Below are 25753 nucleotides of genomic sequence, written 5' to 3' on the forward strand. Positions count from 1 at the left end.
AAATGAGAAAAAATATAATTTATTTTTGGATGATTTGTGCGACTTCTCTATTCGCATTATCAGCTTGTCAGAAGGATTTTTTGGAGGAGGAAAACAGGAGTGCATTGGATTCCGAAACCATTTTTGCTGATCCTGAATCTTTTAATTTATTAGTTGCTAATGTCTATGAAGCTATGCGCCCTGCTACGGGTGCTTATGACCGAGGCCCTGAGAACATCGGTTTTCATGACCTTAATTTTACGGGTACCGATATCTTTACAAGACAAACTGCTATATTGGGTACGGATGAATTAAATGATTATGTGAATTTAAATCCAGTTAACCCTGCTCTTGAACAAAATTGGAAGAATTATTATGCAGTTATAGCAGCTGCCAATTCAGCGATAGACCGTTCTGAAGAAATCACAAACCTTTCAGAGGAAACAAGGAGTATTGGAATTGGGGAGGTTAAATTTATGAGAGCTTACGCTTACTTTCATCTTGTAGAACAATTTGGAGATGTACCTCTGGTTCTTAATGAGATTAGAGGTGCCCAAACAGACTTTTCCAGAGCGCCTGAAGTGGAGGTTTATATGCAAATCACTCAAGACTTGAACGATGCTTTAGCTGTTGTAGATGAAAACCCAGAACAATATGGAAAAGTATCAAAGGATGCTGTTAGACATCTTAAAGCACTCGTTTTACTTACAAGAGGGTATAAAAGCTTTGCAGGGTCCGGGGACTTTGAGGAGGCCGCTTCCCTTGCTGAAGTTGTTATTGATAATCATTCTCTTGTTTCCGAATTTGAAAATCTGTTTGCGTTAGAAAATCAAAGAAATTCTGAAATTATTTGGTCCATACTGTATGGATCAAATCCAGTCACTCAAGGAATAGGAAATAATAGACATCAATTATTCAAATTTGCATATGATGTTTATCCGGGAATGACCAGGTCTACGAACCTGCACAGAGGAATCGGACCGGCCCCAACGCCTTTCTTCTATTCACTTTTCGAAGAGAACGATGAGCGGGACGAAGCTACATTTAGAAGAGTTATTTATGCGGAATTAGATTATTTGGATGCCGAGGAAAACGTTGTTATTGCTGCGGGAGATACTGCAATCTATTTTCCTGAAAGACAATGGTCCGATGCTGAGAAAGAAGCAGTGCCTTATCAAGTAATAAATCCTGATGAGTATTTCGTAAATGATGGAATAACCCAGGTACATTTCCCCATGTTTAAAAAGTTTGATGATCCTGGAGTTCCTTATACCACTGGGGGGCAAGCTTTTCTTGGCGAACGGGATGCTGTTATCTTCCGCTCTGGGGGAACCAGGTTGATAGCTGCCGAAGCCTATTTCATGGCTGGTAATCCTGACGAGGCGGCCAATCATCTTAATGCAATTAGATCCCGTGCTGGAATTACAACTTTACTGGAAGCAGGTGATGTTGATATTGACCTTATTTTGAACGAAAGAGCTAAAGAACTGGCAGGGGAAACCAGTAGATGGATGACCCTTAAAAGAACAGAGAATTTAATAGAAAGAGTGCTGACTTACAATCCTCATGCTGCCCTTAATAATGCCATTACAGAAAAGCACTTGGTAAGACCAATTCCACAAAGTGAAATACAAGTCACAGAGGGACAAATTGAGCAAAACCCGGGGTATTAAAATTTAAGTTTGGTTAGCTAACAAGACCCGGCAAAAGAAGACCGGGTTTTGTTTAACCAGAACAAGCAATTGAAGAGCAATTTTAAGCTTTTTCTCAGTAAAATAAGCTTCACGAAATATTTTTTCTTAATTACCAACAAAGTATCATGAAAAAAATCTCCCGCAATACATTTTTAAAACAAACTCTGGGGGCTAGTGCTCTAACCATGGTTTCTCCTTATGATCTGTTCGCCAGTATTGATAGGAATCCTGCTGTAGGCTTTTCTTCCAGTGATGAACTTTACAATCAGTTAGTATCAGCAAACGACAGTAGTGTAAAGGAAATCAAGCATTCTCTTAGTGCAGATATAGAATTTCTTAGGAGAGATTTAGGTTATGATTTCGCTATTTTGTCTGCATCCTATAATGAGCCTAAATCTCAGTTTCATTTGGATGATGAATTGACACAAATAATGAATAAAATCATCGAATTTCTGCTGGAGGTACAATGGCCGGATGGAACTCTTGATTTTGGTAATCTTGGTTCGCCGCCTGATACTGCTTTTATTTTAGAACCCTTATGTGCGGGAACTTCGATCTTATTGAAGAATGACAAATCCGAACTCAGAGAATTAAAAGCTAAGACCAAAGAATTTATCACCAAATCCGGAGATGCGCTCTCCGTTGGTGGAGTTCATACCCCTAACCATAGATGGGTGGTCTCGGCAGCACTAGCAAGGATTAATGCCCTTTATCCAGATGAGAAGTATACTAAACGAATAGAAGACTGGCTCGGGGAAGGAGTATTCATAGATAGTGACGGACATTACCAGGAGAGAAGCAGGAATTATTCGGAAGTCATCAACAGAGCTTTTATTACTATGTCGAGGCATCTCGAAATGCCAGAGCTATTAGAGCCGGTGAGGAAAAATCTTGAGATGACCTATTACTATTTAGAACCGAATGGGGATTTAGTAACAGTTGATTCTAGAAGGCAAGACCAATTCTCCTCAAAAGACATCTTAGATTATTACCATCATTATCGTTATCTGGCCATAAAGGATAATAATGGAGAATTTGCCGCTATTACTAAGTATATAGAGAATTTAGTGGGGTTTGAAGATCGAATCTTAAATCATTCCTTATTTTATTTTATGGAAGAACCTTTATTGAGACAGGAACTTCCCAAACTGGATCCCCCTCCAATACATTATGAGAAATTTTTCGAGACTACCGATTTAGCCAGAATAAGACATGATGATACCACCGCCACTATCTTCGGTGGAGTAGACTGGCCATTAATTATTGCATCGGGTAGATCAACTAGCCCTAATTTTTTCTCTTATAGAAAAGGGGAGGCAATTTTGAAATACATGAGGATGTCGGCCAACTTCTTTAGCACAGGATATTTCAGAAGTGAAGGATTGAGAAAGGAAGGTGATAATTACATCTTATCAAAAAAAATAGAGGTACCTTATTATCAACCTCTGCCGGAAGAAAAGAGGAGAGCTGACGGAGATTATGAGCTTTCCCGTAGTATTGATGGAAGATTTTGGAATAAAATGGACTTTGAGGACAGACCCCTTAGTAATGTAAAAACCTTGGAGTATGTGGTTACGGTGAAGAATAATGATGGAAAAGTAGATCTGCTATTTGAAGTAGGCGGGACAGATGATGTCAACGTTACCATCGAGCTTTGTTTTAAAGAAGGAGGAGAGCTTTCTGGTGTAACCAAAGCAAAGGATCAAACAGACAACAGTTTTCTTCAAAAAGGAATGGGTGAGTACCGGTATGGTAAGGATATTATTGTTTTTGGTCCCGGTATAGTGGAACATGAAAGAGTTAATAACCTGGACGGAGAAATGTATACTTCTCACTTTGGGAGTTTAAGAACAGAGGGTGAACATGTGTACCTTACCGGGAAAACTCCTTTCAGTCACAAAATAACACTTCAGTAATGATTTTCTTGTACAAAAAGATGGCCTGGAACAAACCTATATATTCAGCACTTTTTAGTGCAATGCTTATTTCTGCTTCAACATTTTTTGTTTCCTGCCAATCGAGGCAGGGAAAATCAGAGGATGATGTCCAAAAGAAATTGGAAATCAGGTTGAAAAACTTGTCTCCCATTGCTTTGGAGGAAAAAGCGATAAGCATTCCACGTGATTCCCTACGTCAGATCGATAAGAGTAATGTCTATCCTTTGGTGCTTGGTGAGAAGGGAGATACGATTCCGGCACAACTGGATGATCTTGATGGGGATGGAGAATGGGATGAGTTGTTCTTCCTTTTAGACTTTGCTGCTAAAGAACAAACCAAAATATCTTTAGATTGGATCTCTGAGAAAATAGATTTTCAGAAGCGCACGAATATAAGATTTGGTGTTCGGGACTCTCTTGACAGCCAGGTGAAGCCTGCTAGCAGTGACACTTTCTATGCTGATGAACTTCCTGGCGTAATGGGCTATCAACCTTACCAAACAGATGGACCGTCCTGGGAAAACGATAAGGTGGGTTTCCGGCACTATCTGGATGGAAGAAATTCTAAGGATGTTTTTGGAAAGAAAATATCTGCAATGTCACCTGATAGCGTTGGTATCAATAAAGAGGGTGTTACTGAGGATGACTACCATGTAATGGAAGATTGGGGAAGAGATATTCTCTCTGTTGGAAAATCCGTAGGAATAGGTGGTTTTGGATTAAAAATAGGAGATACACTTGCGAGAATAGGCGTAACTCAAGCCGATTCACTTAACAACGTGGACCAAACGAGATTTGAAATTTTATCTGACGGTCACATTAGAGCTTTGATGCAATACGAATATAAAAACTGGCAACCGGAAGCGTTTGAACGAAGTTACGAGGTAAATGAACTTTCATCGATCTGGCCCGGTATGTATGCTTTTAAAAATCAAGTAAGCTTTAACGGCTTAAAAGGAGATGAAATCGCTGTGGTGGGATTGGTGAATTCTAATACAGAAAAACCTTTGACCAGTCTTAAAGTAGGAGATTATACAGTGCTGTTCACTCATGATAAGCAGACGTATGATAAAGAATGGTATCTTGGACTGGCTTTACTTGTGCCCAATGAAATTTTTATCGGATACTCGGAAGCTCCTAAAGAAGGCCGTTTTTCGCAGACTTATGTAGCCGAATTAGAATTGCAAGACACTAAACCTATCGAATATTTCGCGATAGCTGCCTGGGAGCTTTCTGATCCCGGTTTCGCAAAGGAATCATACTTCAAGGATTATCTTATTGGTTTAGCCAATCAACTAAGTGCTGAAATCGAATTCTCAGTTCAATGACCTTACTATAATCAACAACAATCTAATAACTGTATATGTTTTTTAATCAAAAAAGAAATACTTCAATTTTCCTTCTAGTAATGAAAGGAGTGGCCGTTCTGCTCTTGTGCATTTTCCCTGCGATGGCACCAGCGTACGGGCAGGAGAATGAAAAAATGACCGATTCCAACACTCCATTACACCTAATAAAACCAGGCTATCCAATTCCTTATGGAGAAGTTTCTAAAAGTTCTATTACCTCAGATCTGGAAAAAATTCATAGTTATCTGGATAGGGTGACTCCTTTTGAATTGAAAGACCAGAATGGACAGCTGGTTCGTGCAAAAAAAGCTGATGAAAATTCAGAATGGGAAAAAGGGGATTTTCGACTTTTTAGTTATGAATGGGGTGTCACTTACGCAGGGATGTTATCTGCCTCAGAAGCAACAGGTGATCCAAAATTCAAGGAATATACCTTTAATAGATTAGCGGCCCTTGCTGAAGTTTCCCCCACATATGCTAAGCAGTATAAAAAGGATCCTACAGCTAAAACACCTATTAAATCGGTTATACATCCGGAAGCGCTTGACGATGCCGGTTCCATTTCTTGGGCAATGATTAAAGCTGATCATGCCGGATTGGATTCCTCTTTGGATGAGATGATTAATAACTTCAGCGAGTTTATTATGAAGGAGCAATATCGCCTTCAGGACGGAACTTTTGCAAGGAAACGTCCTGTGCACAATACCGTTTGGCTAGACGATCTTTTTATGAGTGTGCCTGCACTTGCAAGAATGGGGAAAAAAACAGGTGACGATCGGTATTTTGATGAAGCCGTGAAACAGGTCCTTCTTTTCGCAGAAAAAATGTATAATTCACAAAAAAATATTTTCATGCATGGATGGGTACAAGGTACGGAAACCTATCCTCAGTTCCATTGGGCAAGGGCCAATGGCTGGGCAATTATGGCTATAGTTGAATTATTAGACGTCCTGCCTAAAGATCATACAGGGAGAGCAGAGGTCCTGAAACTTTTTAAAGATCATTCAGTAGGTCTTGTGAAATATCAGTCAGGAAAGGGTTTTTGGCACCAGTTAGTTGATAAAAATGATTCTTATTTAGAAACCTCGGCAACGGCCATTTTTACTTATGCTTTTGCTAAAGGAATTAACAAGGGATGGTTGGATCATAGGGTTTTTGGGCCCGTGACCCTTTTAGGTTGGTCAGCTGTGTCTACACAAATTAATGATACTGGACAAGTAGAGGGCACTTGTGTTGGTACGGGCATGGCTTTTGACCCTGCTTTTTACTACTACAGGCCTCAGAGCCCATACGCTGCTCATGGATATGGTCCCACCATTTTGGCAGGTGCAGAAGTAATAAAATTGCTCGATCATTATGAGTACGAAATAGAGGAAACTGCTGTTCAGTTTTTCGACTAGAAATTTGATTAATCTTTGATTTTGTTAATTACAATTAAATGAATAAAACGATAAAACTTTCAAATTTTGAGTTTTATAAAACATAGAAATTTCTTTTATGAAGTGCTTGCGATTTATATTTTTTACTGTTTTGATTTTCGCATTTGGATCGTGCGAAAAAAAGGTTCACGAAAAAGAACAAATCAGGTTTGCAGTGATGGCAGATATTCATTTTCAGGATGTTTATGGAGAGTTACAAGATATAGAATACAAAGGCATTGAAAATAAAGGAAATAAAAAGTCAGCAATTGTAAGGTCTATGGCTGCTCAATTACACTCCACGAGATTATTTAATGAAAATTATTTTGCTTTTCTGTCGGCTTTGGATGATGTAGTTGAAAAAGGTATTAAATATGTTATTCTACCAGGGGATTTTAGTGATGATGGACAACCATTTAACGTGAGGGGCCTTAAACAAATATTAGACAAGTATTCTGAAGAAAAAGAAATAAATTTTTTTCTAACTACCGGGAATCATGATCCTGTCGGTCCTTTTTCTCAAAAAGCTGGAAAGGCAGACTTTCTGGGAGAGGGAGGTATGAACCAACCCATAATGAGTGAAAATAACTTATACTCTTCGAATTCAGATTTTGAGCACGAACCGTTAATCTCTGAAGATATTCGAAAAATGGGGTATAAAGGAATAACTACAACCCTAAGTGCCTACGGGTTTTCACCAAAAAGAGAGTATTTGTATTGGGAAACTCCCTTTTCCGAATATTCTTTGAACTCCTACAGCTATAAAAAAGCAAAAAAAGCTGCTTCTTTAGATGAAAGAACTTATTCCATGCCGTCTGGGAGTTCGTTAATTCCCGATGTAAGTTATTTAGTAGAACCTGTTGAAGGAGTTTGGTTATTGGCCATTGATGCAAATGTATATTTACCGAAAGCAAATAGAAATCGAAATAATAAAACTTCAGAAAATTACTCCGGATCCAGCATAGGATATAATAATGTTTTATCACACAAGAAACATCTCCTGCTGTGGGTAGGAAGAGTAACTCAAAGGGCCAAAAAGGAAAATAAAACTCTTATTGCTTTTAGTCACTATCCAATGGTGGATTTTAATAATAATGCTTCGCAAAAAATGGAAAGTTTTTTTGGTGAAGGAAAAATGCAGTTGCACCGGGTACCAAATGAAGAAGTTGCTGAAGCCTTTGCAAATGCTGGGGTTAGGCTTCACATTGGAGGGCATATGCATATTAATAACACAGGAAAACGAACAACTAAAAAAGGAAACTCCATTGTGAATATTCAAACACCTTCTTTGGCAAGTTATATACCGGCCTATAAAATTCTTACTATTAAGGAAAATAAGGCTGTAGAAGTGGAAACGAAAATATTAGATTCAGTTCCTGGATTTAATGAGTTCTTCGAATTGTATAAACAGGAACATGATTTTTTGAAGGGGATTGGAACTGAAAATGTTTGGGATAAGGAAATCCTTTTATCTGATAGTTATATAACCTTTACAAAATGGCATTTGAAGGAGCTTACTAGATTAAGATTTATACCAGAAGATTGGCCTATAAAATTTCAAACTTTTTTTCCTGAACTTTCTGGCAAAGATTTATTGGTGTTTGCATTGATAAAGAGAAATATTTCTCTGAAGGAGTTTGTTGAGCTCAAAAAATTTTCCCAAACCTCTACTGAGCTTGAAAAAGCTACTAAAAAAGCAAAAGAAGAAATTAATCATATAGGTTTGGAATTTAAAGATCTGAACGAATGGAATGGCTTAGACTATATATATGATTTTTATCGGTTAAAAAATGCAGGCGAACTTGCGAAACAGGATATAGGAAGGGAAAGGATAATGCAATATAAACTTATTATTGAAGCATTTAAACAAAACAAGAATAAAAAGTCTGTTGATGATTTTGAGGCATTGGCATCTATTTTTGAAGCTTTTTTAGAAGGCTTACCTTCAGATCACTTTGAAGTGAATATAGAAACAGGAAGTATTAAAAATTTTAATTCACAAAATTAGATATTTAATCATGAAAGTCTCTAATACGATGTTTTTAGTGTTTGAAAAATAACCTTATAACACCCAATTGTAGTATATGAAATTTATAAACAATAAAGATAAGTCTAAAAATAACTACCGATTCGTCATCGAAGAATTGTTAAATTAATTACTAATTAAAAATATATCATTATGAAGTCTGAGTTTTCTAAAAAAGAAATTGCGCCCTTGAGAAGTATTGAAGATTGGGAAGATGATTTAATCGCCCGTTATCCAAATCCAAAATCAGCTACCAAAAAGAAAGAAGAATACCGAAACTATGAAGATTCCGAGAGAGTAAGTACGGTGAAAGAATTCTACCGGCTCAACCACACTTACCAGACCTATGATTTTGTAGAAAGCAAAGAGAAAGAATTTTTGAAGTTTGATAAAAGGGAAATGTCTTTTTGGGATGCAATAGACTTTTTGAATACCTTAGTTGATGATTCAGATCCTGACACCCATCTGGATCAGCTTCAACATCTATTACAGACCTCTGAAGCCATTAGAGCAGACGGACACCCCGATTGGTTTATTCTAACCGGTTTTATGCATGATTTAGGTAAGGTGTTGTGTTTATTTGGCGAACCGCAATGGGCTGTAGTAGGCGATACTTTTCCTGTGGGCTGTAGACATTCGGAAAAAATAGTTTATCCCGAATTTTTTGAAGCTAATCCCGACTCCAAAGATGAACGATTCAACAGTAAATACGGTGTGTATGAACCCAATTGTGGACTTGATAATGTAAAGATGTCCTGGGGTCATGATGAGTATCTTTACCACATGATGAAGGATTATCTTCCTGAACCCGCTCTCTACATGATTAGGTATCACTCCTTTTATCCTCAACATAGAGATAATGCATATGATCATTTATTAAACGACCATGACCGTGAAATGTTTAAATGGGTTGATAAATTTAACCCCTACGATCTCTATTCTAAAGTACCGGTACCACCAGATGCAAAAGCACTTCGCCCTTACTACGAAGATCTGGTTGCTAAATACCTGCCTGCTACTTTAAAATTTTGAATATTTTTCAGAAAAAGGAGTAGACTTACTTTATATTCACGTTTTTATAAAAACCCAAATTTATTTAATTTGAAAAAAATTATATTATATTTCGTTCCATTCTATAGTTTTCTTCCAAGGTGCTAATTCTTTTTACTTTTATAGGTTTCACTGTTTTTGTAGCATTCTTTTCATGGTACAAATTACGTAAGGATAATATAAGTACTAAAGATGGTTATTTCCTGGGAGGAAGAAGCTTAACAGGCCTGGTTATAGCTGGATCAATGATCATGACCAATATATCTACTGAACATCTTGTAGGTATGAATGGATCAGCCTATAAAAATGGTATGATAATTATAGGGTGGGAAGTAACATCGGCTATTGCTTTAGTTATTGCAGCGCTTTATTTTCTACCTACTTATTTGAGAATGGGACTGACAACCATTCCAGAGTATATTGAAAACAGGTTTGATGGTTTCACTAAAACCGTAGTAGCCCTCCTCCTTATGGTTTCGTTTGTTGTAACCCTATTACCTATTGTTCTTTATACTGGAGCGATTAACCTTGAAAGTATTTTTAACGTTTCCGAAGTTTTGAACACTAGCAAAAAAGAGGGTATCTGGATAACGGTTCTTGGAATCGGAGTCCTCGGATCTTTATATGCCATTTTGGGCGGTTTAAAGGCTGTAGCTTTTTCAGATTCCATTAATGCGGTTGGACTAATTGTAGCGGGATTAATGGTGCCGCTTTTTGCGCTATGGGAGATCGGTTCGGGAAACATACTGGGAGGTCTTTCTGAAGTTTATGAGGCAATTCCGAATAAATTTGCAGTTATTGGAGAGGAAACCTCTGTGTTGCCTTTTAGTACGCTTTTCACGGGATTGATGATTAATCAAATTTACTTTTGGGGAATGAACCAGACAATTATTCAACGTGTATTTGGTGCAAAAAATATGGCAGAGGCACAAAAAGGCCTATTGTATGCCGGAGTTTTAAAGATCCTGGTACCTTTAATTATTGTTCTACCGGGAATTATTGCATTTTACTATTTTGGAAATAAATTTTATGATCAACAAGATTTTATCTATCCGGAATTAGTGAAAAAAGTTTTTCCGAGGAGTTTGGTTGGCTTTTTTGCTGCAGTGGTTCTTGGAGCAATATTGAGCACATTTAATAGTGTATTAAATTCTTCTGCAACCATTTTTAGTTTAGACATATATAAAAAGCTTATCAATAAAAATGCATCAGATACAAAATTGGTTTATATAGGAAAGATTAGTTCAATAATTCTGGCAATATCCTCCATTCTAATTGCACCTATGGTAGGAGATGCACCCGAGGGCTTATATCAATTGATGCAACAACTTAATGGTATATTTTTTATTCCCATTGCCTCCATATTACTTGCTGGGTTGTTTATACCAAAAATTTCAGCAACTGGAGCAAAGGTGGGCTTAGTCACTGGTTTATTATTTTATCTGCTTACAACTTTCTTCCTTGAAATTGAAATCCACTTTATTCATATTTGGGGAATAGAATTTATTTTAAATTTAGTGGTTATGTATTTAGTATCTTTAAAATATCCCAGAAAGAAGGATGAAAGACAAAATTCTTCACCTCGTGTATATATGGATATGACCCCATGGAAATACGCAAAACCACTTTCATTCGTTCTATGTGCAGTTACAATTTTAGTCTATTATCTATTAGGAAGATAATTAAAGAATTTAATGACGATTGAGGGATATACGTTCATATAGAATTTCTCTAACAAGCCTTCATGAAGTGCAGGTATTTCTGTTTTTTAATCACCTTGATTAGTGAATTTAGTTAAACCCCATATTGCTTAATCAAAATCACCAACTATTTCTATTTTAGAACTGGAAAATATGGTTCCTGAATAACATAATTTTTTATTTTGAAAAAGAGTAATAATTTAATAATTGCTACTCTGAGAAAAGTGGGTTCGGCCGAACATAAAGATTATTTTCAAATGAAACCCGATAAGACGAAATGAAAAAAGAGCTTTTTTGATAATAATCGGTAGTAATTATTTGTGCTCCGGAATTACAGGCCGCTTTAAAACGATCATAGTCATTGGCACGTGCTTCATTGGTATTTGAGTCTGCACGAGTTCGAATAATGTACCCTCTCCTTACCAGTTTTGGTATTTCTGGGTCAAAAGGATCATTTCTAATTAGAGTGGCAGCTTCAGGAGTGCCGGGGTTGGCATTTACAAATAATACCCTACCCTTTAGGGAAGGAGTGTCTTTAATGTAAAGTTCTCTCTTGTCCTTAGTATCATCCAGAATAAAAAGAAATTTTCCCATAGCATCCTTTAGGGTCGGCCAATTACCATCTAGAATTGCTTTTTCGAGGGTCTCATAATTGCCCCTTACTAAATCTGGAGTAATTATTTTCTTGACTCCTAATTCCCTTTTGATGACGCTATCTAATTTTTGAAAAAGTGCATAGGTGAATTTCTCTGGAACGATATTTAGCTTTAATAATTCCTTATCCTTAGCCTCCAAAGTGATAAAGACGGGAGTATGTCCAGGGTCATCATCAGACCAGTTTTTAAGCTGCTGTAAACAACCTTGAAAGGTAAGGCAAGAACTTCTAAAATCAATATCTGGAATGTGCAGAACTTTAAAACCCGGATGAGACATCAATCCATCTGGATCATAGGTCCCACGGGATTTCGAGGATGAACCCAATGGTGATGCATATTTATTTCCTAATGTATCTGCATAAATATCAATTTCAAGGTTCCTTAACCCAAGAACTAATTGATCTGGAATACTAATATGCTCATATTCCAGTGCCAACAGTGCCGTTGAATCTTTTTCCAGTAAATTTTTAAATAAATGGGCGTCTATAGCTTGTTTATAACTGTTATGAGAGCCTATAACTTGTATTTTATTTATGGGTAGACTATCTTCTTGACCATAATTATTTAGAGATATGATAAGGAAGAATGTTAACAGGAAAAGCTTAGGAATTCTCATGGTATAACTTTTATGGATACCGAAAACTAAAATAGTTTTTTTATTTTTTAATATTCAAAGATACCTCATCATTTACAACGAAAGCGACTGATCGAAATTAATTTTTTCGATTCCTGCGTTTTCATTGAAATTAAGACTGTCGATTCTTAGTTGTCTTAAAACATAATCTTTGTTTTGAGGAAATATCTGGTGGTATAGGATAAAATACTGCCCGTTTTCTTTGAATACAGTATGATGCCCAGGCCCAAAAACTCCTTTTTTCGAATCGCTTTTAGCTATTGGGCTTGTTTCTCCTTCTTCAAATGGCCCAAATGGAGAATCACCTACTGAATATCTGATTTTATAGGTGGAATCAATAGCTTTACCATCCGAGTACATAAGATAATATTTGTTTTTTCTTTTTAGCATGTGAGGAGCTTCAAAATAATTCGCAGGAGTAACATCTTTAATTTCTCCATTGAAACTTATCATATCTTTATTAAGTTTTACAGCAAAACACTTTCCATTTTTCCAATCAAATCCAGACCCCCAATATAAGTAAGCTTCCCCATTATCGTCTATAAAACACTGGGCATCAAACATGTGAAAATCTGGAAACAAGGTACTTTTAATTAAAGGACTCTTGTCAGCTTTTGCGTTCTCCCATGGACCTAGCGGAGATTTACTAACCCCCACCCAGATTTCACTTCCTACGGAAATATACATGTAATATTTACCGTTCCTAGCTTTAATTAAACCTGGTGCCCAGACCATTGTGTCTATTGAAGTAGGGCTTGTACATTGCTCTTTGGTAGGCCAATTCAGCTTATGAATATTGAAAGTTTGAAAATTTTTTGTCTCTAAAACCGCTAACTCCTCGCCGCCCCAAGGGTCTATAGTTGCATAAATGTAATAGGTGTCTCCTTCCTTAATTATAGAAGGATCTGCATAATACCCATCATGAATTGGATTGGTAATATTTTTTGAGCTAAGTTGTTTTTTAGATTCTGTTTTAGTTGAGGTATTCTTACATCCAGAATGAAGGAAAAAAACTCCGAGAAGAATAGAAAATATCAAGAGTGTCCTTTTCATAATATTAATGGTTGTTCAATTCCATTTCGAATGGGGGATGATCACAAAGACAAATTAATAGAAATAAAAATATTTCCTAAGAGTCACTCAAAAATGGATTTTTTGTGAGTCTCGAGAAGATTCTTTTAATTCCTGAAATATTAAATGAAGCCTTAGCCGAGCATACCAAATTTAATAAAAAAATAAAGTTGTTTTGGCTGAAAACATTAATACTCTCGCTTTTTTTTTAAATTTATCTGTTTTTCTAGATGATGCGAAGATTTTTATTTTATTTTATTTTCGATTTCAAGTTTACATCTTGTTTGACACGACAAATTATTAATTCAATTTTATAAAAATTCATACACCAAGAATTGTACAGAGGTCATTTAAGGTAAAAAAATTACTTTAGGATTGATTTCATACTATTTTTGTTGAAATTTTTGCTCATTATATTTAAATAGAAAATGTAACAGGTTCCGGGAGAATCTTAAAAATAGGCAATTTCCTTATGAATATTAAATTACTTTATTATTCCATTGTGGTAGCAATGGCAGGTTTTCTTTTTGGTTTTGATACAGTGGTAATTTCCGGGGCAAATCTTCCGCTTAGGGAACTTTGGAATACCTCAGACTGGTTTCATGGTATATTTATTATGTCTATGGCTTTATGGGGGACAGTGGTTGGGGCCTTAATAGCTGGAATACCAACTAATAAGTTTGGAAGAAAGAATACTTTAATTGGAATAGGAATTCTTTACCTGATATCTGCACTTGGATCAGCACTTGCTCAGGAGCCTTATTTTTTTTCTTTTTTTAGATTTATCGGTGGTTTGGGGGTTGGCATATCTTCTATTGCAGCCCCGGCTTATATTTCAGAGATTTCCTCAGCTAAAAACAGAGGTAAATTGGGGACTCTCTATCAATTTAATATTGTATTTGGTATTTTGGTTGCTTATATTTCCAATTACTTTTTAACGGGATTTGGAGGAGAAAACGATTGGCGGTGGATGTTGGGGATTGAAAGTATACCTGCAATTTTGTATACTCTTTTGGTGTTAGGAATTCCAAAAAGTCCACGCTGGTTAGTAACTCATAAAAATAAGCCTCAAGAGGCACTAAAGATTCTGGAAAAAACAGCATCAAAGGAAGAAGCCAAAAAAACTTTAGAAAATATTACTATTGAAGATAACAGGAATAAAGCTAATGATGTAGCTGGTTTATTTTCCAAAAAGTATAGCAAACATCTATTATTAGCTTTTTTGATAGCATTCTTTAATCAACTTTCAGGAATAAATTTTATCCTTTACTATGCACCTGAGATTTTGGAGAAAGCTGGTTTTGCTACCTCTGCTTCTTTACTCAGTTCTATTGTTATAGGATTAGTGAATTTGGTATTTACTTTTTTGGGAATGTTCCTTATTGACCGGGTAGGTAGAAAGCAGTTGATGTATATCGGATCCGTAGGCTATATTATTAGCCTAAGTATGGTTGCTTATGGTTTTTATTCAAATGCTACGGCAATTTTTAAATTATTTTTTATTCTATTATTTATAGCATCGCACGCCGTAGGTCAAGGAGCCGTTATTTGGGTATTTATCTCCGAAATTTTCCCTAATAAGATTCGTGCTTATGGACAAGCGTGGGGCAGTGGTACTCATTGGGTTTTTGCAGCCCTGGTTACGCTTTTTGGTTCGGTTTTGATTAATACCTTTGAACCCTGGATGGTTTTCAGTTTTTTCAGTGCATTGATGGTACTTCAATTGCTATTTGTATACAGAATGATGCCGGAAACAAAAGGAAAATCTTTGGAAGAGTTGGAGGAAATGCTTTTAAAAAAATAAATCTTCATTATTCCGGGATAACCGAAAACTAAACTCCTGAATTTTATAAATAACAGAATTATTATAGACGTGTCGCTTGCTTATCATTTAAGTGGTTTCCATTTTTGCTAAATATCGAAAATCTGAAAAATTAATTTGTCTATTTCTGAAATACTTTTCACTTTATTTTGCTTTTAACTATATTTAATAGCCTGAAGCGTTGGTATCTATGGAAAAATTTATTCTCGAATCTGGAAAAGCACTGGCTAGATTAAGATCTGGAATAAATGATTTCATTGAGGACAAAATAGAGGGAAATGTCACCAACCTAATTCTTTTTATCCTGTCTTTTTTTATTCTTTTCGTCACCAGCTTCAGTTTAATTTTTGGTGTCAAAACCATAATAGATGGTTATGTCTATTTTCTAATCCTTCTTATAATACTGGCGGTAGTTTTGGTTTGGCTGGCCATATTCTATGAATCAGATAAACACCTGGAGACCGATCGGCATAATTTTAAGGTGGAACCCATTGATAAATACCGGATAAGGTTTGAATACATCAACCTTGATAAAGACGCTAAAGAGCAGTTCTTTAGATTGCTTAAAGGCCGAAAGGTTCAGGAGAAGATCAATTTTACCGTTGGGAATAAAAGTGGGGACTCCGCAAACCATCGTATCCTTTTTGTATTATTCGATGAATTGTTAGTTGGGGGCATCCAGGATTTTTCCGGAGAACGGAAACGTGACTTTTTCCAATTGCTGATGAATTCCTTTTTGATGAACAATGAACCGCTTAAAGAAAATACATTGAAGACCAGTTTTTCCGCCTGGAAAAACGACCAGGAAAAAATAAATTCCCGAAACCAGCGAAAATTCATCCGACAGATGCTTGCTAAAGAATAATTATAGCATATTTCCCTTCTTATTTGAATTACTCTATTGATTTATAGGTATTTGCTTTCCTAAGTTTGTCCTGTACAAAATCGTAAAAGGCCTTTTACTCATTTCTAATTTTAACCATATAGTTATGAATGAGCAGGAACAAGTAGTGGGTTTATTGGAGGATATTAAAGTACTTCTGTCCCACACCAAGAAAGTAATGAACGTGGAAGACCTGGCACAATATACGGGTCTCTCCAAAAGTAAGATCTATAAGCTTACCCATTTAAAGCTTATCCCAATGGGGAACAACCCGAACATCCGTCAGAAGTTTTTTGATAAGGAAAAAATCGATGCCTGGCTCCTGGGAGAACCGGACCTATCCGATGCCTTCCTGGAGGATCAGTTCAACAAGAACCTATTGAAGAACCGCAAGTAATCACTTGCTATTTACTCAACCTTAAAAAAACATTATGATGAAAAATTCATCCTATATCCGTGTGGGTACGAGTTACTATAAAATAGTAGTAATGCCCACAATTGCCGGGAACTTCAACGAAGTTTTGATTCCCTGGAATATCGAGACCTTACGACAGGACCACGGTAAAGGTTTTGTTGGAAGTATTAAAAAACATGAAGGCTTTACCTGTATTCCGAGCCACCTGGATTTTAAACAGGTGCATTACGGGTTTTATAATACTTACGCTCCCTTGTCCACTTTGCCCAATAGCGGTAAAGTGGATTTTTCACTGCAGTTCATCAAACACATTTTTGGCAACCAATTCGAATTAGGCCTTGATTACCTGCAACTCTTATATACAAAGCCCATTCAGATGTTACCTATACTATGCCTGGTTTCTAAAGAACGAGTTACCGGAAAAACTACTTTTCTAAAATGGCTCAAAGCTATTTTTGAAAATAACCTCACTTATTTAACCAATGATAGTTTCAGTAGTCAGTTTAATACTGATTGGACGCATAAACTCCTTATCTGTATTGACGAGGTTTTATTTAATAGGGAGGAACTCACCGAACGAATTAAATACCTCAGTACTACCGACTTTAATAAACTGGAGGCTAAAGGTAAAGACAAGCGGGAAGTTGAGTTTTTCGGAAAGTTTATCCTCTGTAGTAATAATGAAGATAATTTCATTAAGATCGATAGCGAAGAAACCCGCTTTTGGGTTTTGAAAGTTCCATCCCTACAAAAGGAGGAAACTCATTTTTTAGACCACCTGAAGGCAGAAATCCCCGCTTTTTTATATTACCTGCAGCAGCGGGAATTAGCTACAACTCATAAAACCAGGATGTGGTTTGCTCCAGAGCAGATAAGAACTGATGCACTGGAGAACCTGATGCAAAATAATCGGAACCGGGTGGAAAAAGAATTAGCAAGTATGATCCTTGACGCAATGGAAACTTTTGATTTGGAGGAAGTTGATGTTTGTCCTTTGGATGCATTGCAGGTTTTAAATCGAACCCGTGTTAAAACCGATTTAACCCAATTGCGGCAGATATTAAAGAAGGACTGGAAATTAAATAACCAGGATAATTCCCTAAAATATCGAAAGCTATATATGTGGCAGGAGGGTGGCCTCGGACTTATCGATGGTAAGGGACGCTATTACACGGTTAAAAAATCATTCTTATTACAGCATTTCAGGGAAGATATAAAGTGATGATTTGATGCGTAATTGATGACACTGAAAAGCTGCTAATTCAGAGGCTTTAGGAGTGATTAGCCCGGAATTTAGTGATAACAGTAAACAAACCCTCTAGGAATATACTTTTATTATTTATTCTTTTTTTGATGAATGATGACAGATAGTAAAATAGCCCAGTGATAGCAATGGTTTTGCCCCGCATCGTTTTGTCATCACTTTGTCATCAAAAATAAATCGATGCTGAAATTTGAATGGATTTGATGGAATTTGAAACGAAAACAGCAAAAAAATGGAAAACATAGAAACATCAAAAAGCTGGGAAAAAGCCCGTAATATTTGCATCGTAAAAACGCTTGCAAAATTAGGGCACTTTCCCAGCAGGAAAACGGAAAAAGAAGCTTGGTTTCTGAGTCCCCTGCGGTCAGAAACGCAAGCCTCGTTTAGCGTCTCTTTACATAAAAACCTGTGGTATGACTTCGGAATAGGAAAAGGTGGTTCCATCATTGACCTTATTATGGAAATGAAATCCTGCACCGTAAAAGAAGCGTTGGAATACTTAATTAATGATATGACTAAACTCTCCTTCAGACCGCCAAAAACTGAAGATCGGTTGAGACGAACAGAAATTCGAATCCTGGATGTTGAAGCTATCTACCTGCAGGGATTAATTGATTATCTAAAATCCCGTAATATACCTCTGGAGGTTGGCAATAATTACTGCAAACAGATTTGGTATCACTGTAAAGGGAAACGGTATTTTGCCATTGGAGTTCAAAATCATCTAGAAGGCTGGGAACTTCGAAATAAATATTTCAAAAACTCCAGCAGTCCTAAAACTTTTTCCCTGTTTGAAAATGATTCCAAACAGCTACTCATCACGGAAGGGATGTTTGATTTTCTATCACTGGCTACCATAGATGAAGGCTTAGTACAAAGCTCAGATTGTATCATTTTAAATTCCCTGGCTTTTATAAAGCGGATCGAAACTTTAATTCCAAAATATGAACGGGTTTTACTGTACCTGGATAATGATCCCGCTGGTAAAAAAGCAACTGCTTCGCTTTTAAACCAGTTCGATAATACGATTGATTGCAGTGATTTCTACTCCGGATATGTAGATCTCAATGAAAAATTGATCAATGAAGGAAGTTGGAAAAAAGGAGAAAATTTAAAAAGAAAGATAAGTGGGTAAATAATAAATGCCTATCGGAAATTTCAGTTGAAAGGGAAAAGCAAGATGTGTCATTGTAATGACAATCTTGCTTTGCGCCCGGTGGTTGCAAAGGTTTTAAAAAGAAAAAATGAAAAGGGAATACATCCAGGTTCGATGCTCGATCTACGAGAAGAAGCTGCTTCAAAGAAGAGCAGCCAGGGCAGGAATTTCCCTTTCAGAATACATACGAGCTACCGCCTTTGATAAAAATATTGTAGAACGAATTACCCCAGAACAAGTGGAAACTTACCAGATGTTGGTACAGTACAAAAACAACTTTACCCGCATCGGCAATATGTTTAGAAAACGGGATCCAAAGCTGGCTAAGGAAGTGGAAGATCTTGCAAGGGAGATCAGAACGCACTTAAAAAACTTTAAAAAATGATAGGCAAAGGACACGCCATTTCCGGCACCAGGGTATCGATATCCTATGGCTGGAACCAGGAGAAAGAAGCTGAAGTCGTGCTCAGAGAACACGTGGCCGGAGAAACCCCCGCGGAGATAGCCGAAGAGTTTAGGATTATCCAGTCGCAAAATGAACGCTGCATTAATAACACATTAAGCTTTATCGTAAGCCCCACCATTGAAGACGGGAAGGATCTAAGCAAAAAAGACTTGGAAGATCTCGCTAAAAGGTTTTTGAAGGAGATGAATCTGCAAAACAATCAATCCATTGGTTTTGTACATCGGGATAAAGCACATACCCACGTTCATATCTATACCAACAGAATTGGCTTTGACAGTAAAGTCTATAATGACAGCTTTATCGGAAAACGAAGCCAAATAGCGGCTGATAATGTGGCCAGGGAATTAGGGTTTAAAAGGGTTCGGGAAGTACAGCAGGAAAGGCTTAATGAGTTAAAGGGTCTGCGACAGGAAATCAAAAATATTCATGACCGCGTACTGCAATCGAGGCCAAAATCCCTGGATGAATATATAAACAAAATGAAAGCACAGAAGGTGGAAGTGATCCCAACAATCAATAAAGCGAATCAACTGCAGGGCTTCCGGGTGGAATATAAAGGAGTAAACCTTAAAGCCAGTGAAGTGGACCGGTCGATGAGCGGGAATAGGCTAATTCCCCAGATCTCACAAAACAGGAGTTTTACCAGGCTAAAAGAAGTACCAAAAACCTTACAGGTATTGGATAAGACAGTGCAACTAAGCAGCAATCTTTCAACCAAAATAGCTAAAGAGTTAATAAAAGGAACAATAAAAATAATAAGAGATACCGGAATAGGTATGGGATATTAAAATTTTAAGTGATGAAAAAACTAGACGAAATTATGGAACTAATGGCCGATGAAATGAAGGATTTTAAAACGGCAGTGCTGGAACTTCAAAAACTTTCGGAACAATTGGTTATGATGAGCATTCCTATCAGCACGGAAGCTTTGGAAAAGAACCTAAGCATATTCTTACATAAGCAGAAAGCGGAAAAAGAAAGAACAGATGAGATTCTAAAGGAAATAGACCGGAAGTTAAAACACGCCAGGATCATACCCAATTATCTATTGATCCTTTTTGGAATACTCGGAATTCTGGCCCTGGGCTTGGTGGGGTACTTTGGATATTCCAACAATAATAAACAGCAGGAAAACTTTGAGGTTTACAGGACAATTATGGAATCACAGAATAAGTCTTATGAAGATTATTTTGCAGCAAATCCCGAAATCCACCAGGCATACTGTGAGTGGATAGAGGCTGGATACCAGGATTTGTAATGACAAATGCTTTGCATGAAAAACCAGTAAATTTGCGTCAAATGGCCTGAAACTCCCAGTAAAACCGTTGAAATTTGCGGCAAAATTTTAGTGAAAAATTAAAACAATTTTTTTAGATCAGTGGATAATGAGTGGATATTTCAGGAAATGGGCTCAAAGGCTCTGATAACAGGTTGAAATTTACTGGTTTTGTAAATATAAGTAGGTAGCGCCCTATGCTGTTTTTACTTTACGCTTAACTTCCCGTACACTATAAAAACAGCATAGGATCCTGCGCAAAGTTATGGCAGATATGGGGCAGGATTAGGTTTAACCAACATTAAAGAGAACTATACTTCAATTTAAAATCCCCAGGGATTCTCTTCCCCTACAAATGGGCTTTCGTAGGTGAACCATTTAGTAGTGTTAGACGTTTCTCCATCAATATTCATTGGAGTAAACCTTACTTTATATTTTCCTGTTTTAGCATAAGTAAATGCTCCACTTGGGAAAGGCTAAATGCTGATGATCGGTGCTAATCCTGTGACATTAATACCACCGGAATTCTTTCTCATTTTCTTCAGTGGCGAGATATAAGATTGACAATTACCTTGATCATCATTTCTTTATCGCCTGGGTGGCTTTCAGCAATTAATAAGGTCAATGCTACCAGGGCATTGTCCGGGATTACTTTATTCCCGGTTTGGGTATAAAGTATCTGGTTTCGGTCCAGAAACCAGACAAATAAAAATGCAGCAATCCGTTTGTTCCCATCGGAAAATGAATGATTCTTGACCACAAAATATAGTAAGTGAGCTGCTTTTTCTTCGGTTGTGGGATAGAGGTCTTCCCCTCCAAAAGTTTGATATATATTTTCTAAAGAACCCTTAAATGAATCGTCCTTCTCCCGGCCAAAAAGTCCTTCGAATTTTGTTTGCCTTCCTAATTCATCTATTGCTTTTCGAGCTTCGCTGTAGGTGATTTGAAATACTTCTCGACTTCCTTCCTCAGGTACCTCCAGCCGCTGGTGGTCATAATCATCTAATAAATCCAGGGCGCGAGAATACTGTGCAATAATTTTTATTAAACCTGCAGATTCATCAGTATTAAGCTCGTGTTCAGAAATAACTTTTTCCTGCAAGCGAACTACGTTTTTTAGTTCTTCGAGCTGCCGGGTTTTTTCTCGAAGTATTTTTTCATTGATGGAATATCCCTGTAGTAAGAATTCCTTTAGAACTTTATTAGCCCATTGTCTAAATAGAATACCGCGTTTAGAGTTAACCCGATAACCCACAGATATTACTACATCTAAATTATAGTGCATTCTATCTCTGGCTACTTCTCTCTTTCCTTCCCGTTGAACCGTTCGGAATTTCCGAACAGTTGAATTATCATCTAACTCACCAGATGAGAATATGTGCTTAATGTGTTCACTAATATTAGCCTTACTGGATTCAAATAATACGATCATTTGAGCTTGTGTAAGCCAAACCGTTTCTTCTTCAAGCCTAACATCAATTTGAGTTTGCCCGGCCTCTGTTTTATAAATTAGTATTTGATCCTGCTGCGATTCCATAATCCTTTCAGAATATAAATTATTTGTATCTTTTTGATTTCGAAATGAATATAAACATTTTAATTATAAGCTTATTTAAGAGATAGTAACAGCTCGAGGCAAAATTTTCTTCATATAATACCACCCATTTGCTATGCAGGAATGTTTAATTTCCTTTCCAGGTTTTCCCATAAGTAGACCATTTTTATAATAACATTGAATTCAGTTTAACGATTACCTTCATGCAATTACTGAAATAAAAAATCTGGACTACTATCAAAAAATAGGAGCCCACGCCGTTGTATATGCTTTGCGCATTTAGTGAGTGCAATTTTTTAACCTCACCTTATGGATGTACAAGCACCCTCTAAAATCTTCAACCTATAATCTTACAATGCATATGATTAATACTATACCTGGTTTTAACCTGCCTCTCCTTACAAGCCCTGCTATTTGATTATGCTTTTAAAATAAGTGAGCCCACGGTTGTATATGCTCTACGCATTTAGTGAGTGTAATTTTCAACCTCACCTTACGGGTTTACAAGCACCCTCCTAAAATCGTCAGTCTGTGATAAGTTCAATGCCTGCCTTTTCAGCCTTGTATTTTATTTTGGCCATCAGTTCATAATAGCTCCAGTTTCTAAGCACAAATTCCTCCTCTTTGGCAATTCCAATCTTATTTTCTTGATTCACTAAAATTAGCGTACCCGCCTGATGTTTGATGCAAAAGTTGATTAATTTCCGACTGTAGAGATGCAGCCTATTAGTCACGTAATTCTTTTCCATCTCGTGGAACCTTTGTACTGCTTTGGTTTTTCGTTTTCGTCCTTTACCTGATCTTGCATAGGTAACCCCTTCCTGTGCCCTTTTCCGGGCGGCTTGTATGGCAAGCCTACGATATAGAAATTCTTCCCGGGAGCCAATGTTGAGTCTTGTCTTTCCGGTCTTTACTATAATCGGGTATTCCAGCGATAAAGAAGCTTCCGCGATCACATTAGGCTTTAAGCGATGTTTTTCTTTTTCAATTTCAAATGTGGCCAGCAAAAAGGTTTTGTCATTTTTTAATTGAATGTGGGAAGTACATAGCTTTGTCTCTCCTGCCACCACCCGCTCCAGTAGCTTTCGCTTATCAGAATAATCCCTTCCTAAATAGGTCTTTAGCGGAATGGAAAACAAACGAAAACAAAAGGCTTTTTTCTCTTCATCATAACATAATCCTTTAATGCCCTCCATATCAAATGGAAAAGCCATATCCCTTCTAAAGTTCATCAGCGAGCGTTCCCCCTTCCAGTATGCTACCTTATTTTTCTGGAACGTACCCATTAAATTATGGTTGATGTTACCTAAAATGTTGGTAGGAATTTCTCCTTTATAGCGATCGGATACTACCCGGTAGGTGGTATTGATGCGGGAGCGGTTCAGGATACCGGCTTCATCTTTCTTTTCATCGGCCAGTTTATACTTTATTCCGTCGGTTAAATAAAAGAATTCCTGGATCATTTCCTGAACGTAGAGATGACTAATGATAAGATTGGCGGCCTTAAAGCTGCGGTTGCGCCACTGGTAGAGTTTATCTAGGGCCTCCTTTCTTTCAACTTTTGTAGGCAAATCGACAAGCAACTGGATCTTTCGAGTGAGTTTTATTGTATCCTGTCCCATCGCTAAGCCGATTGCTGTTGTTGGTGTTTTTGCTGCATCAGCTTATAGGCGGCCATAAATTCCTGGTGGACCTCCTTTTGGGAAAGATTAAGCTCTTTCGCAATGGAAGCAAAGGAGTACTGCTTCTCATTACGCAACTGCAAGACCTTTTCCTGTTCCGCGGTCATTTTCCTTTGAATTTTTACCGCTACCAACGGCTTTGGTTTTGTTTCCAAATTGCTCCCCTGGTGGATAATGTTTTTAATATCCTCGATAGCCTTTTTTACTTCGTTGCTGGTATGGGTAATACTGCTACCCATTACCTGGCCAACAATTTTATAGCGAAAATCATACTTCAGACAGAGTTCTATAAGGCGCTTTCTTTCATTGCTGAGTAATGGAAAAACACGTCTTATCCTATCAAAGGCTTTCTGTTGCACTTCGTGGTTCAGTAGATGCACATCATCTTTCTCTGGATCAAAGCCGTACAAATATTCTTGGTAGTTCTCATAACTTTCCAAGGAATTGACGGTTCTGAAAAACTTATTTTTAGGACGAGTATAGTAGGTATAGCATTCCCTTTTCATTACCGTTCGTAGGAAATAGTAAATATGTTCAGGTCGTTCTATGCGATCTCTTTTCTCCCATAATATGAGGAAAGTATCCTGCGCCAATGTTTCCACAGCAAAATCATCATCCAGAATTTGCCTACCAACCCAGAATATAGAGCGGTGGTACTTTGTGTAGATAAACTCCAAAGCATCGGGATGTCCTTGTTGTAATAATTCAAAAATACGCTGTAACATAATGTGCCCTATTAATTTTATTAGTGATATAAATGAAGATTCTTCTATCCAAGTTTAGGTCTTCGCATAAAACCAATTTTAAAATTCCTCGATAAATGACTCATTTATCTGAATTTAATGCCTTTTCTACCTGCTCCAATTTTTGATTATATTCTGCTATTAATTCATCTGCGTAAATTGGAGTCCTATCACCATTCAGACAATATCGTATGTAACGAGGGGTAACCTTATATTTGCAAGCAAGGGCGTTTACTACACCTGTGTTATAAGTTTTCTTCATAAATTACGTAAGTTTGCCTGTTCATTGGTTTGTTCCTTTTTTCGGAACAAAACCAAATATATAAACAAATTGTTTACAAAACAATTATTTAAATGCTTTTTATAAACATTTCGTTTACTTTTTATGGATAAATCAAAAATGCTTGATGAGATAAAGATGCATTATGGCTTTAAAAGAGATGCAGAATTAGCAGATTTTTTAGAAATAACTAGACAGACTTTATCGAACTGGAAATCAAGAAATTCTTTTGATGCAGAATTACTATATTCTAAATGCACGGAACTAAATCCCGCTTGGCTACTAACGGGTGATGGTCCTATGCTGCAAAAAGACTCCACTAATTCAATTATTAAAGAAACCGATCCAGAAGTTTTGCGAGATAAATTAGTTAATCTTCAAAATCAATTGGATGCCCTAGAAAAAGCGAATAATGCTTTAGAAGACGCCAATGAATCCTTAAAAGAGACTAAATCAATACTGCAGAAACGAATTACAGAGCTTGAAGGTAACTAAAGCTTACTAGTGCCTTCAGAGGGTTATTTATTTTTTCTCTATAGGATTTAGAAAAGTAATTTTTCTATTACTACATTTTAACCCTACTACCACTCTTTATGGTTTTCCGTAACCTCCTTTTGTTTTAATGCTTTATCTTAGCAGGACTGTGTTAATCCGTGGGAATAGGATATTAACTTTATAAGTTGCTGGTTTTATGACT

The 25753-nt window shown here is 36.9% G+C and carries 21 protein-coding genes and 1 pseudogene; 17 read left to right on the forward strand and 5 right to left on the reverse strand.

What is annotated here, in order from left to right; all coding sequences use genetic code 11:
• The first annotated feature begins 2 nt into the window (after positions 1–2).
• The 8 genes and pseudogenes from LB465_RS09210 (at position 3) to LB465_RS09240 (ending at position 11135) form a co-directional block, all read left to right on the forward strand.
• Entirely contained in the window at positions 3–1652 is a 1650-nt protein-coding gene (locus LB465_RS09210; protein WP_224469545.1) for a RagB/SusD family nutrient uptake outer membrane protein, read from the forward strand.
• Between the two features lie 146 nt (positions 1653–1798).
• Entirely contained in the window at positions 1799–3589 is a 1791-nt protein-coding gene (locus LB465_RS09215) for a hypothetical protein (protein WP_224469546.1), read from the forward strand.
• Positions 3590–3609: 20 nt separating this feature from the next.
• Complete coding sequence (locus LB465_RS09220; protein ID WP_224469547.1) at positions 3610–4938, forward strand: DUF4861 domain-containing protein; 1329 nt, start codon at positions 3610–3612, stop codon at positions 4936–4938.
• Positions 4939–5060: 122 nt separating this feature from the next.
• A complete protein-coding gene (locus LB465_RS09225) occupies positions 5061–6359 on the forward strand; it encodes a glycoside hydrolase family 88/105 protein (protein ID WP_224469548.1) in 1299 nt (432 codons plus the stop codon).
• A gap of 97 nt (positions 6360–6456) precedes the next feature.
• Positions 6457–6999 (forward strand): annotated as a pseudogene (locus LB465_RS18490) (metallophosphoesterase); the annotation flags it as partial.
• 90 nt (positions 7000–7089) lie between these two features.
• Entirely contained in the window at positions 7090–8385 is a 1296-nt protein-coding gene (locus tag LB465_RS09230; RefSeq protein WP_394370927.1) for a hypothetical protein, read from the forward strand.
• A 171-nt stretch (positions 8386–8556) separates the two neighbouring features.
• A complete protein-coding gene (locus tag LB465_RS09235) occupies positions 8557–9435 on the forward strand; it encodes an inositol oxygenase (RefSeq protein WP_224469551.1) in 879 nt (292 codons plus the stop codon).
• A gap of 119 nt (positions 9436–9554) precedes the next feature.
• Positions 9555–11135 (forward strand): solute:sodium symporter family transporter, encoded by a 1581-nt coding sequence (locus tag LB465_RS09240; RefSeq protein WP_224469554.1) that lies wholly within the window; start codon positions 9555–9557, stop codon positions 11133–11135.
• Between the two features lie 228 nt (positions 11136–11363).
• On the opposite strand, the gene LB465_RS09245 is transcribed toward LB465_RS09240, so the two are convergent.
• The gene (locus tag LB465_RS09245; protein ID WP_224469557.1) at positions 11364–12425 is read right to left on the reverse strand and encodes a phosphatidylinositol-specific phospholipase C1-like protein; all 1062 of its coding nucleotides are present in this window, start codon (positions 12423–12425) and stop codon (positions 11364–11366) included.
• Between the two features lie 72 nt (positions 12426–12497).
• Positions 12498–13496 carry a family 43 glycosylhydrolase gene (locus LB465_RS09250; protein ID WP_224469559.1) on the reverse strand — a complete coding sequence of 333 codons (999 nt, stop codon included), beginning with the start codon at positions 13494–13496 and terminating at the stop codon, positions 12498–12500.
• 490 nt (positions 13497–13986) lie between these two features.
• Between LB465_RS09250 and LB465_RS09255 the strand changes: the two genes are divergently transcribed.
• The 8 genes from LB465_RS09255 (at position 13987) to LB465_RS09290 (ending at position 20778) form a co-directional block, all read left to right on the forward strand.
• A complete protein-coding gene (locus LB465_RS09255) occupies positions 13987–15318 on the forward strand; it encodes a sugar porter family MFS transporter (protein ID WP_224469562.1) in 1332 nt (443 codons plus the stop codon).
• A 208-nt stretch (positions 15319–15526) separates the two neighbouring features.
• Positions 15527–16201, forward strand: coding sequence for a hypothetical protein (locus LB465_RS09260; protein ID WP_224469564.1), 675 nt, complete (start codon positions 15527–15529; stop codon positions 16199–16201).
• Between the two features lie 124 nt (positions 16202–16325).
• Positions 16326–16616, forward strand: coding sequence for a helix-turn-helix transcriptional regulator (locus tag LB465_RS09265; RefSeq protein WP_224469567.1), 291 nt, complete (start codon positions 16326–16328; stop codon positions 16614–16616).
• Positions 16617–16650: 34 nt separating this feature from the next.
• The gene (locus LB465_RS09270) at positions 16651–17856 is read left to right on the forward strand and encodes a primase-helicase family protein (protein ID WP_317198430.1); all 1206 of its coding nucleotides are present in this window, start codon (positions 16651–16653) and stop codon (positions 17854–17856) included.
• Positions 17857–18130: 274 nt separating this feature from the next.
• On the forward strand, positions 18131–19033 hold the full coding sequence (locus LB465_RS09275) for a toprim domain-containing protein (RefSeq protein ID WP_224469569.1): 903 nt from the start codon (positions 18131–18133) through the stop codon (positions 19031–19033).
• Positions 19034–19142: 109 nt separating this feature from the next.
• Positions 19143–19439 (forward strand): mobilization protein MbpA, encoded by a 297-nt coding sequence (mbpA, locus tag LB465_RS09280; RefSeq protein ID WP_224469572.1) that lies wholly within the window; start codon positions 19143–19145, stop codon positions 19437–19439.
• On the forward strand, positions 19436–20308 hold the full coding sequence (locus LB465_RS09285; RefSeq protein WP_224469574.1) for a relaxase/mobilization nuclease domain-containing protein: 873 nt from the start codon (positions 19436–19438) through the stop codon (positions 20306–20308). Before mbpA ends, LB465_RS09285 begins: the two co-directional genes overlap by 4 nt.
• An 11-nt stretch (positions 20309–20319) precedes the next feature.
• Entirely contained in the window at positions 20320–20778 is a 459-nt protein-coding gene (locus tag LB465_RS09290; protein ID WP_224469576.1) for a DUF6730 family protein, read from the forward strand.
• A 559-nt stretch (positions 20779–21337) separates the two neighbouring features.
• Here LB465_RS09290 and rhuM read toward each other — a convergent pair.
• From rhuM to LB465_RS09305, 3 genes are all read right to left on the reverse strand, one after another.
• Complete coding sequence (gene rhuM / locus LB465_RS09295) at positions 21338–22333, reverse strand: RhuM family protein (RefSeq protein ID WP_224469578.1); 996 nt, start codon at positions 22331–22333, stop codon at positions 21338–21340.
• A 542-nt stretch (positions 22334–22875) separates the two neighbouring features.
• The gene (locus LB465_RS09300; RefSeq protein ID WP_224469580.1) at positions 22876–23973 is read right to left on the reverse strand and encodes a hypothetical protein; all 1098 of its coding nucleotides are present in this window, start codon (positions 23971–23973) and stop codon (positions 22876–22878) included.
• A gap of 2 nt (positions 23974–23975) precedes the next feature.
• On the reverse strand, positions 23976–24758 hold the full coding sequence (locus LB465_RS09305; RefSeq protein WP_224469582.1) for an RNA polymerase sigma factor: 783 nt from the start codon (positions 24756–24758) through the stop codon (positions 23976–23978).
• A 403-nt stretch (positions 24759–25161) separates the two neighbouring features.
• Between LB465_RS09305 and LB465_RS09310 the strand changes: the two genes are divergently transcribed.
• Positions 25162–25551, forward strand: coding sequence for a helix-turn-helix domain-containing protein (locus tag LB465_RS09310; RefSeq protein ID WP_224469585.1), 390 nt, complete (start codon positions 25162–25164; stop codon positions 25549–25551).
• Positions 25552–25753: the final 202 nt, after the last annotated feature.

The sequence above is a fragment of the Salegentibacter lacus genome (assembly GCF_020164555.1).
Taxonomy (GTDB): Bacteria; Bacteroidota; Bacteroidia; order Flavobacteriales; family Flavobacteriaceae; genus Salegentibacter; species Salegentibacter lacus.